General features: G+C 48.4%; 12 protein-coding genes (1 of these 12 cut by a window edge). 10 read left to right on the forward strand and 2 right to left on the reverse strand.

Features of this window, described 5'->3' with window-relative positions; translation table 11 throughout:
- Nucleotides 1–66 precede the first annotated feature (66 nt).
- From HU175_RS03050 to serS, 8 genes are all read left to right on the forward strand, one after another.
- Nucleotides 67–912, forward strand: a complete 846-nt coding sequence (locus HU175_RS03050) for an IS982 family transposase (RefSeq protein ID WP_176565182.1) — start codon at nucleotides 67–69, stop codon at nucleotides 910–912.
- 41 nt (nucleotides 913–953) lie between these two features.
- On the forward strand, nucleotides 954–1,181 hold the full coding sequence (locus HU175_RS03055; protein ID WP_176565183.1) for a DUF4926 domain-containing protein: 228 nt from the start codon (nucleotides 954–956) through the stop codon (nucleotides 1,179–1,181).
- An 82-nt stretch (nucleotides 1,182–1,263) separates the two neighbouring features.
- Entirely contained in the window at nucleotides 1,264–1,959 is a 696-nt protein-coding gene (locus tag HU175_RS03060; protein WP_176565184.1) for a tetratricopeptide repeat protein, read from the forward strand.
- Nucleotides 1,960–2,056: 97 nt separating this feature from the next.
- On the forward strand, nucleotides 2,057–2,557 hold the full coding sequence (gene ribH / locus HU175_RS03065; RefSeq protein WP_176565185.1) for a 6,7-dimethyl-8-ribityllumazine synthase: 501 nt from the start codon (nucleotides 2,057–2,059) through the stop codon (nucleotides 2,555–2,557).
- A gap of 111 nt (nucleotides 2,558–2,668) precedes the next feature.
- Nucleotides 2,669–4,009 (forward strand): aspartate kinase, encoded by a 1,341-nt coding sequence (locus HU175_RS03070; protein ID WP_176565186.1) that lies wholly within the window; start codon nucleotides 2,669–2,671, stop codon nucleotides 4,007–4,009.
- 43 nt (nucleotides 4,010–4,052) lie between these two features.
- Entirely contained in the window at nucleotides 4,053–4,361 is a 309-nt protein-coding gene (locus HU175_RS03075; protein ID WP_176565187.1) for a nucleotidyltransferase domain-containing protein, read from the forward strand.
- Nucleotides 4,362–4,528: 167 nt separating this feature from the next.
- On the forward strand, nucleotides 4,529–4,750 hold the full coding sequence (locus HU175_RS25080; RefSeq protein ID WP_410528594.1) for a hypothetical protein: 222 nt from the start codon (nucleotides 4,529–4,531) through the stop codon (nucleotides 4,748–4,750).
- A 2-nt stretch (nucleotides 4,751–4,752) separates the two neighbouring features.
- On the forward strand, nucleotides 4,753–6,039 hold the full coding sequence (serS, locus tag HU175_RS03085; protein WP_176565188.1) for a serine--tRNA ligase: 1,287 nt from the start codon (nucleotides 4,753–4,755) through the stop codon (nucleotides 6,037–6,039).
- On the opposite strand, the gene HU175_RS03090 is transcribed toward serS, so the two are convergent.
- Together HU175_RS03090 and HU175_RS03095 are read right to left on the reverse strand one after the other, a co-directional pair.
- Nucleotides 6,036–6,308, reverse strand: a complete 273-nt coding sequence (locus HU175_RS03090; protein ID WP_176565189.1) for a hypothetical protein — start codon at nucleotides 6,306–6,308, stop codon at nucleotides 6,036–6,038. The genes serS and HU175_RS03090 overlap by 4 nt on opposite strands.
- A gap of 79 nt (nucleotides 6,309–6,387) precedes the next feature.
- A complete protein-coding gene (locus HU175_RS03095; protein WP_176565190.1) occupies nucleotides 6,388–7,665 on the reverse strand; it encodes a DUF349 domain-containing protein in 1,278 nt (425 codons plus the stop codon).
- A gap of 74 nt (nucleotides 7,666–7,739) precedes the next feature.
- Between HU175_RS03095 and ettA the strand changes: the two genes are divergently transcribed.
- Complete coding sequence (gene ettA / locus HU175_RS03100) at nucleotides 7,740–9,407, forward strand: energy-dependent translational throttle protein EttA (RefSeq protein ID WP_176565191.1); 1,668 nt, start codon at nucleotides 7,740–7,742, stop codon at nucleotides 9,405–9,407.
- A gap of 79 nt (nucleotides 9,408–9,486) precedes the next feature.
- A protein-coding gene (locus tag HU175_RS03105) for an aminotransferase class IV (protein ID WP_176565192.1) crosses the window boundary here: on the forward strand, nucleotides 9,487–10,185 show its 5' portion. The gene runs 132 nt beyond the window's last position; the window shows 699 of its 831 coding nt (coding positions 1–699); the start codon lies at nucleotides 9,487–9,489; its stop codon lies off the right edge, out of view.

Raw genomic sequence — 10,185 nt, forward strand, 5'->3', positions numbered from 1 at the left:
AAAAAAGACATAGCGTAGAGCAGGCGTACCTTTGAGGTGCGAAAACATTGATAACCCGCTCTGGCTATGTCTGAAAAAGTGCTGGCAATTTACTGCTTTCTGGATGACTTTTTTCTGGAAACCAATCATCGTGGCTCCTGCAAACCACAGGCCACACCAAAAGTACCGGATAGTATCGTGCTGACGACCGCCATCATATCGGCCCGCTTCTTCGGCGGAAATCAAGCCTCTGCTATGCTCTATATGGCTGACAAGCAAGGCGTTCTGATGCTGGAAAAGTCGGCTTTTAATCGGCGGTTGCATCGCTTGGCGCACACACTGAGTGTGTTGTTTTACTATCTGGCTGACTTTTTTAAAGCGCTCAACTTGGGTGGCCAGTACTTGATTGACTCCTTCCCTGTGGCCGTCTGTGATAACATTCGCATTGGTCGCTCGCGCTTGGTAGAAGGGGAAGACTACCGGGGTAAGATCGCATCCAAACGTCGGTTCTTCTTTGGGTTTCGCGTTCAACTCATCACCACTGTTGATAAACAGCCGGTGCAGTTTTTTCTTTTACCTGGCTCGATGGTGGACGTAACGGCCTTGCAGATGATGCACCTGAACTTGACAGCGGGCAGCGAGGTGTTTGGCGATGCTGGTTATACGGACTATGAACAGGAAACGTTTTATGCCGATTGTGAACAGATTTACCTGCAGATTCAACGTAAACGCAACAGCAAGCGGCCCGACCCAGCTTGGCAAGTTGCTTACAAAAAGGCGTTGCGTCAGCGTATTGAGCAAGCCTTCACGGGGCCGCCCGGCGGTCAAATCACGATGCGGTTTCCCAAAAAGATTCATGCGGTTACGGAAGCCGGTTTTCTGATCAAGATCGTCTTGTTTCTGCTGGCTTATGCCCTCGAAACAAGCTTATGACATACAACTTAGATTAATTAAACAAATCAGTTAGTACCCATATGAATGAGTTTGATTTGGTTGTACTCCAGGAAGATTCTGGTGACGGCCGACTGAAACAGGGTGATGTTGGCACGATTTTGACTGTATACGGAGACGGAAAAGGATTCGAGGTTGAGTTTGTTACGTTGACTGGCGAAACGGTAGCCATCGAAATTTTACTGCCGCATCAGATTCGCTGCGTTCGACCGTCCGAAGTAATGTCTGTCCGTGATACAGCCATTGGATAAAAAATCTTTATGTAAAGTTTTGAGGCTTACACTTTTCCACAAGTCTAATTATTTCTAATTTTGCAATCCAAATTGCAAAAGCATGAGCAAGAAGAACAGCGGATTGGATTTTTTAGAAGACCCGGACGCGTTAACTGGTCAGTTTGAACGGGCCGAATATTTTTTTGAGGAGAACCGGAATGTCCTTTTCGGCGTCCTTGGTGGTATTGTGCTGCTGATTGTCGGTTTCTTCGGCTATCGGTATTACGTGAGCAGTCAGGATGAAACCGCCCAGGTTGAGCTTTTTCCGTCTGTCTATCAACTCGAAGCTGATTCTCTGAAGCAGGCGCTGAATGGCGATGGCAAAACACCCGGTCTGATTTCCGTTGCTGACAATTACGGTTCGACACCCGCTGGTAACCTCGCTGCTTTCTATGCTGGAACTGCTCTGTTGAAACAGGGTAAATACGACGAAGCTATTGATCAGCTCAAAAACTTCAGTTCATCGGACCTCTTGGTGCAGGCGCGTGCCTACTCGCTCATTGGTGATGCGTATATGGAGAAAAAAGACTTCGAAGAGGCAGCTAGCTACTATCAGAAGGCCGCTGATTACAAGCCGAATAAATTCTTTAGCCCATCATACCTGATGAAACTGGCTGTTGCCCAGGAACAAGCTAAACAGAACGATAAAGCGATCGATACGTACAACACGATCATCGAAAAATACGCGCAGTCGACCGAAGCCGTTAGTGCTCGAAAATACAAATCGTTGCTGGAGGCAGCGGTCGGTGAGTCGTAAGCGTATTTGACACCATAAATACAGCAAAGGACAAAACCGATCGGGGTTTTGTCCTTTTTTGTTTTCATTCTCCCACAGACGAAATTTTCAAGGTTATATGGCTTCTGAACTAAAAAATCTCAGCGTCTTCTCAACGGATGCGCTACCCGATGTCAGTCACCGGCGTTTTGCCATTCTGGTTTCCGAATGGAATACCGAAGTGACAGAAGCGCTCTACAACGGCGCTCACCAAACCTTGCTTCAGTACGGTGTTAAGGCAGAAAACATTGTTCGGGCGAACGTTCCGGGCAGTTATGAGCTGACACTGGGCTCGCAGTGGTTTGCGCAGCGTGATGATATCGACGCAGTGATCGCCCTGGGCTGCGTGATTCAGGGTGAAACAAAGCACAACGATTACATCAACCACGCCGTAGCGCAGGGCCTGACCAATGTTAGTTTAAAAACCAGCAAGCCCGTCATTTTTGGCGTCCTGACCCCAAACGATCAGCAGCAGGCCCTTGACCGGGCGGGCGGCAAACACGGCAACAAAGGTGATGAAGCCGCCATCACCGCCATCAAAATGCTCGGCTTACAGAAGCAAGTTTATAGCAAAATATAAAGAGCGAAATCGGACCGCCGATGCAGAATGAAAGAGTGAAAGAGCGATCAGCTAAGTTTCATTCTTTCGCTCTTTCGCTCTTTCGCTCATTCACTCTTTCACTCTTTAAAAATGCACGTCTGGAAATTTGGCGGTACATCGGTCGGGAAGCCCGAACGCATGCAGTCCATCCGTCGATTGGTTACGGCTGATGATACACGTAAAATTGTCGTATTATCAGCGCTGTCGGGTTCAACGAACTCACTCCTGGCTATTGGTGAAGCCCTCAAAGAAAACAACGAGGCTCAGGCGAATCAGACAATCGACGCGCTCAAAGCGCATTACGATACGTTTGTCGGTGAGTTGTACAGTACCGAAGCCGGTAAGGCGGCTGGCCGGCAGATCGTTGATAAGGAGTTTTCATTTATCCGCTCGCTAACGACAATTAAGCCCTTTACGCTGAAGCAGGAAAAAGAGCTGGTAGCCGAAGGTGAATTGCTGAGTACGCAACTTTTCCAGTCGTACCTGAACGAAGAAGGTGTTCCGTCGGTCCTCCTGCCTGCACTTGAATTCATGCAGATCGACGCGGACAACGAACCAGTTATCTCATTTACGGAACAAAAACTGGCCGATATGCTGCCGCAGCACGATGATAAGCAGATCATCGTAACGCAGGGTTTCATATGCCGGAATCCACGGGCTGAGGTTGATAACCTCAAACGGGGCGGTTCCGATTATACAGCTTCGCTAATTGGTGGTGCTATCCGGGCCGAAGAAATCCAGATCTGGACTGACATCGATGGAATGCACAATAACGACCCAAGAATCGTTAAAAACACCTTTCCGGTACGTGAATTGACCTTTGATGAAGCAGCTGAGCTGGCTTATTTCGGTGCTAAGATTCTGCACCCATCGACGATCACGCCCGCCCGTATGTTTGGTGTTCCTGTGCGGTTAAAAAACACAATGGAGCCCAGCGCCCCCGGTACGCTCATCGCCGACAGACCTACGTCGGCAGAGCAATCAAACCAGGTATTCAAAGCCGTTGCCGCCAAAGATGGTATCACAGCCCTGTATATTCACTCGACCCGTATGTTGAATGCCTATGGGTTTCTGCGTCGGATTTTCGAGATTTTCGAGAAGTACAAAACGCCGGTTGATATGCTGGCCACCTCAGAAGTATCCGTTTCAGTAACCATAGACAATACGGATCGTTTGCAGGAAATTTCAGATGAGTTGAGCACTTTCTGTACACTGGAAGAACCCGACCATGATCAGACGATTGTTTGTATTGTTGGAAACTTCAGTGCCGACAATGAAGGGGTTGCGTTACGTGTTTTTAGCGCATTGAAGAACATTCCAATCCGGATGGTTTCGTACGGCGGCACCGAAAGCAACTTATCAATACTCATCCACGGTCGTTACAAAGCCGACGCCCTGAACGCGCTGAATGAGGGCTTGTTTATCGCATAATTTTGTAGAAGGCTGTTATAGGATTGATTAAAACTCATGTGACATGAACGACGCGTTGTTCTTGCAGGAAGTCAAACGGTACATTAACAAGGTTGATCCCGAAGCTGAAATATGGCTGTTTGGTTCACGAGCGAGGGGCGACGCACGGGATGATTCTGACTGGGATTTTCTAATCTTTACACAACTCGATCTTTCTTCGGGTAAACGATGGGTATTTAGTGATCAATTAACAGAGCTAGAACTCGAATCAGGACGAGTAATAAGCCCGATCGTCTGGCCTAAGCACGAACAGCCACGGTATGCAGTAACGGATTTGTACAAGAACGTTCTAGACGAAGGTAGGCGACTATGAATTCCTACAAGCAAGACTTAATTACGTATCGGATTGAGCGAGCAGATGCTCTATTAAAGACTGTGAAAAACTTGATTGATGATCAGGATTGGTTTAGCGCAGCTAATCGCTTGTATTAGGCCGTTTATCAGATTATCTCTGCTCTGCTGACCGGTGAGGATATTCTAATTAAATCGCATGCTGGTGCTAAAGCGATGTTTGAACTGCATTTTGTTAAAACTGGCCGTGTCGAAATCAAATGGAGTAAACTTTATTCACGCCTGTCCAGCGCTCGCCATGATAGCGATTATGGGGCGTTCACTACGCTTACAGAAGAAGATATTCTCCCTTTATATCCCGAGACCGAAATGTTTATTTCAGTCATCAAAACTATTATCAACGCACGTTAACGATGCTTCAACTGTCTTTCATACGCGATAATAAAGAAACGACGCTGGCCGGTCTGCGCAAAAAGCATTTTGCGAACGCCGAGGCAGTTGTCGATCAGGTGCTGGCCCTCGATCAGCAGCGCCGGGATGCCCAAAAGGAATTAGATGAGGTGCTGGCTCAGTCCAATGCAAAAGCAAAGGAAATTGGGGCTTTGATGAAAAGCGGACAGAAGGAAGCTGCCGAAGCCGCCAAAGCCGAAACGGCAGTACTGAAAAGTCGCTCCAAAGAGCTGGACGAGCTGCTGACCCAGGCCGAACAGCAACTTCAGGCCGTACTGGTAACGATTCCAAACCTTCCCCACAACAGCGTTCCGGAAGGTCGTTCAGCTGATGATAATGAAGTAGTACTGGAACATGGCGAAAAACCGACACTCCATGCCGACGCCCAACCGCACTGGGAGCTAATCAAGAAATATGACGGTCTTGGCGGGTCGATGATCGACTTTGAATTAGGGGTTAAAATTACTGGTGCCGGTTTCCCGGTTTACCGGGGGAGAGGTGCCCGGCTTCAGCGGGCATTAATTAACTTCTTCCTCGACGAAGCATTAGATGCAGGCTATTTCGAAATTCAGCCGCCTATCGTTGTCAACGAGGATTCAGGATTTGCTACAGGTCAGTTGCCCGACAAGGAAGGACAGATGTATCTGATCAATGAGGAGAAGTTTTATCTGATTCCAACGGCCGAGGTACCGATCACTAATATTTATCGGGACACGATCGTACCAGAAGGGCAGCTGCCGATTAGGAATGCTGGTTATACGCCCTGTTTCCGGCGGGAAGCGGGCTCGTGGGGTGCCCACGTTCGTGGCCTGAACCGGTTGCACCAATTTGATAAAGTTGAACTGGTGCGTATTGAAAAGCCGGAAAATTCGTATGCCGCACTGGAAGAGATGAGCCTGCACGTACAAATGCTTCTGCAAAAGCTGGAGCTTCCCTATCGGGTGCTACGTCTCTGCGGGGGCGATATGGGCTTTACCTCGGCACTAACGTATGACATGGAAGTCTGGTCGGCCGCTCAGCAGCGCTGGCTGGAAGTCAGCTCGGTATCAAACTTTGAAACGTATCAGGCCAACCGCCTGAAGCTACGTTCCAAAGTTGACGGCAAAATGCAGCTATTACATACACTGAATGGCTCGGCGCTGGCGTTACCGCGTATTCTGGCCTCGATTCTGGAGAATAACCAGACGCCGGAGGGTATTCGCATACCGAGTGTACTGGTTCCTTACTGCGGCTTTGAACAACTCAGTTAACAGTCGCAGGAGTAGTTGCCATAACCGGGAAAATTCGGTGATAGCCGTCGATCCAAGCTGACAACGCGGTCGAGTGGAATCGTTTCGCCCGTGGCCAGTTTGATTGATTCCGCGCCGTCCTGCTTTAAGTACTCTTTGATCAGTACGTCGGCTTTGATAAACTCATTCAGATCCGTCAAGTATTCAATCCGGACAAATTTTCCCGGAATAATGGCTTCCCGAAACTCAGATTCGGAGACGGGTTCAAGTTGTTTCAAATTCGTTTCCATACTGTATAAACACCCCCAAACGACGAAACGTGCCCTGGAGCAATCCAGGGCACGTTTCGTCGTTTGGGGGAATTAACGTCTAATAACCAACCGCAGTCAGTTGCTTCTGAAACTCTTTCAGAATTATTTCCTTCATCGCAATTTTCCGCTTCTGCGTATTGATTTTATTAAGCACCATCTTATCGTTCGGGTCATTTGGATCAAGTCCGTCGGCGTCCTGCAGGGCAAACTGGAGATCGTTTTTTTCCCGCTTGACCAGGTATTCCATTTCCCGGATTTTCGTCCGGATCTGTTCTGGCTGGCTTTTCAGTTCAAAAGCCGGGTATTTGCGCGTCAGAACGCGATTCAGGTAGCTTAACTCGAAAATCTTATCACAGGCAGCCCGGAAACGCTCGTTGATGTCTTTATCCTGCAGTTTGAACGGAATCTTAATCTCCTTCCAGCTATTGAGCAACACCTTGGCCCGGTCGGCCGCTGCTACAATATCGTCCTGTTTAGCTAGCCGTTCTGCCTCGTCGGCCATCTTCATCTGGGCCTCAATCCGGGGATCGATTTTCTTCTCGATAACGATCCCTTTGGCTTCGTTATACTTGGCGTAGAACGTCGTCGTCGCTTTTTTGAACGACTTATACAGCTTTCCGCTCTTCTTGATCGGTACTTCTCCCACCTGTTTCCAGGCGTTATTCAACCGACGAACTTCCTGAAATGCAGCGTCCAGATCACCAAGCCGATTAGCCCGGAACGCCAGGCGAATCAACTCGTCGTATTTATCCAGACGTTCCTGAATGATTTTATTTTGCTCGTTGAAAAACTCACGACGACGCTGAAAGAAATTATCCAGCAACTCCTGAAAACGTCCCTCGATTTCCGCTTCAACCGATTTATCAACGGGTCCTGTTTTAATCCATTTGGTTTTAACCTCCTGGAGCGCATCGGCCGTTGGGCGCCAGTCTGTACTATCAACCAGCGCTTCGGCTTCACCAATCAGCGCCCGTTTAATTTCTAAGTTTTTGAGTTGATTGACCGATATGAGATCAGCCAGGAGAGACTCCTGCGCATCCAGTCGCTCGAGCAGAGGAGGAAAGTCACCGAGTGCGTCGAAGCCAATCAGTTTCTTTCGGAGCTGAACAAGCTTAGTCAGATAAGAGCCTTTGTTCTGAGCTTCGGTGATGTCTTTCTCTAGCTGGCTGACTTTGTTTTCGGCAATAATGAAGCGGTTTTTAAAATAATCGAGCGCTTCCTGCTCGGTTCGTTTGACTTCGCCGATCTGGCGGTCTTCGTAATTCAGGTAGCCCTTTAAAAATACCTTTCCGTCTTTGACGTAACCGTATTCGTCTACCAGTGAAGCGTTTTCCATTACTGTTTTTGGTTAAGGCTGCGCTGAGGGTTAAATTTGGGCACATTTGCCAACCACAAATCTATCAGAAATTAATGAGCCAGGAAACCATAATCTTCTCCATGGCGGGCGTGAGTAAAAATATTCCCCCTAACCGACAAATCCTAAAGAACATATACCTTTCCTTTTTTTATGGTGCAAAAATAGGGGTATTGGGTCTGAACGGCTCTGGAAAGTCCACCCTGCTGCGCATCATTGCCGGACTGGATAAAAGCTATACGGGCGAAGTTGTTTTCTCGCCCGGTTATTCGGTTGGCATGCTCGACCAGGAGCCAAAATTTGAACCGGGTAAAACTGTTCGGGAGGTTGTAGAGGAAGGTGTTCAGGAAGTTGTCAACCTGCTCAAAGAGTTTGACGAGATCAACGAGGCCTTTGGTGATCCCGACGCCGACTTCGATAAACTCATCGAACGTCAGGGTGAGGTCCAGGAAAAACTTGACCATTATAACGCCTGGGAACTCGACCAGAAGCTCGAACGGGCAATGGATGCGTTACGTTGCCCTCCGTCCGATGCCCTCATCGATAACCTGTCCGGCGGTGAAAAGCGACGGGTAGCCCTGTGCCGCCTGTTGCTACAGCAGCCCGACGTTTTACTGCTGGATGAACCAACCAACCACCTGGATGCTGAATCCGTTTTGTGGCTCGAGGAGCACCTTCGTCAGTACGCCGGTACCGTTATTGCCGTTACTCACGATCGTTACTTCCTGGATAATGTAGCGGGCTGGATTCTGGAACTCGATCGGGGCGAAGGTATCCCCTGGAAAGGAAACTACTCTTCCTGGCTCGATCAGAAGCAAACTCGCCTAGCCAAAGAAGAAAAAACCGAATCCAAACGCCAGAAAACTCTACAGCGTGAACTGGAGTGGGTACGTATGGCTCCTAAAGCTCGTCAGGCGAAATCAAAAGCACGTTTAGGAGCCTATGAGCGATTGCTGAGCGAAGATGCCAAACAACGCGATGAAAAGCTTGAAATATTCATTCCGGCTGGTCCACGCTTGGGTGCGAAAGTAATCGAAGCAGAAGATGTTGCCAAGGCCTTCGGTGATCGCCTTCTGTTCGAACATTTAAATTTCCGGCTACCCCAGGGCGGTATCGTTGGTATTATTGGTCCCAACGGCGCTGGTAAAACGACGTTGTTTAAACTCATTACTGGCCGGGATAAACCCAATGCTGGTACATTCGACGTTGGTGAGACCGTGAAGGTGGCTTACGTCGACCAAGAACACGATGGTCTTGATCCAGACAAGAGCGTTTATGAAACCATCTCCGGCGGTAATGAGTGGATCATGATGGGCGGTAAACAAAGCAACGCCCGCGCCTATGTCAGCCGCTTCAACTTCGCCGGTGCCGATCAGGAAAAGAAAATTGGTACGTTATCCGGTGGAGAGCGAAATCGAGTGCACCTCGCTATGACACTTAAAGAAGGTGCAAATCTACTTCTGCTTGATGAGCCAACGAACGATCTTGACGTTAATACGCTCCGGGCGCTGGAAGAAGGTCTGGAGAATTTTGCGGGTTGTGCCGTAGTCATCAGCCACGACCGCTGGTTCCTGGATCGTATAGCGACGCATATTTTGGCTTTCGAAGGCGACTCGCAGGTGTATTGGTTTGAAGGTAATTTTTCTGAGTACGAGGAAAACCGTCGGAAACGGTTGGGTAACGAAGCTACTCCAACCCGTATTAAATACAAGAAACTCGTATAAAGTCATTTACCGTGCCTGACGAAACTGATATGTATTACGTATCAGTTTCGTCAGGCACGGTATTTAGTTTTGTTCCCATATGCATTACGGATATTTGAATGGTACAGTTGCTCCCGTCGATCAGTTAGCTATTGGCGTTACAGATCTCTCGCTGTTACGTGGATATGGCTTGTTTGACTATTTTCTCACTTATAACGGTCGGCCCTTTCAGTGGGACTGGTATTGGGAGCGCTTTCAGAACTCAGCAACGCGTATGCATCTGTCTCTGCCTGTCACTAAGGATGAAACCTACGCAATTGTGATGGATCTGCTGGAACGTAGCACCCGCAACGGTGGTACCGATGTGGGATTCCGGTTTGTTATGACAGGTGGGTACTCAGCCGATAGTATCAGTATTGTCAAGCCCAATCTGTTGATTATGACGGAGGACATTCATCCTGTACCAACGAATCAATACGAGCAGGGTGTGAAAGTGATACTGGATGACTATGTTCGTGAGATGGCCGAAGTAAAGACTACAGATTATAAGCACGTTATTCTTATGGCCGAAGCTATTCGAGCTGCTGGAGCATCCGATATTCTGTATTATAAAGACGGCGAAATCAGTGAATTGAGCCGTAGTAATTTCTTTATCGTAAAAGGTGATCAGCTTATTACACCAGACAAAAATATCCTGCATGGTATTACTCGACGCACGGTCATGCAGTTGGCCCAAGAGGATTTCGAGGTTGTAGAACGTCCAGTTTTGCTGTCCGAATTGTACGACGCCGAAGAAGCC

The organism is Spirosoma sp. KUDC1026, assembly GCF_013375035.1.
GTDB lineage: Bacteria > Bacteroidota > Bacteroidia > Cytophagales > Spirosomataceae > Spirosoma.

Coding starts and splice junctions, on each gene's coding strand:
- ribH (WP_176565185.1), top strand. CDS start 2,057: ATGGCTTCTGAACTAAAAAATCTCAGCGTCTTCTCAACGGATGCGCTA.
- serS (WP_176565188.1), top strand. CDS start 4,753: ATGCTTCAACTGTCTTTCATACGCGATAATAAAGAAACGACGCTGGCC.
- HU175_RS03090 (WP_176565189.1), bottom strand. CDS start 6,308: ATGGAAACGAATTTGAAACAACTTGAACCCGTCTCCGAATCTGAGTTT.
- HU175_RS03070 (WP_176565186.1), top strand. CDS start 2,669: ATGCACGTCTGGAAATTTGGCGGTACATCGGTCGGGAAGCCCGAACGC.
- HU175_RS03055 (WP_176565183.1), top strand. CDS start 954: ATGAATGAGTTTGATTTGGTTGTACTCCAGGAAGATTCTGGTGACGGC.
- ettA (WP_176565191.1), top strand. CDS start 7,740: ATGAGCCAGGAAACCATAATCTTCTCCATGGCGGGCGTGAGTAAAAAT.
- HU175_RS03095 (WP_176565190.1), bottom strand. CDS start 7,665: ATGGAAAACGCTTCACTGGTAGACGAATACGGTTACGTCAAAGACGGA.
- HU175_RS03050 (WP_176565182.1), top strand. CDS start 67: ATGTCTGAAAAAGTGCTGGCAATTTACTGCTTTCTGGATGACTTTTTT.
- HU175_RS03075 (WP_176565187.1), top strand. CDS start 4,053: ATGAACGACGCGTTGTTCTTGCAGGAAGTCAAACGGTACATTAACAAG.
- HU175_RS03060 (WP_176565184.1), top strand. CDS start 1,264: ATGAGCAAGAAGAACAGCGGATTGGATTTTTTAGAAGACCCGGACGCG.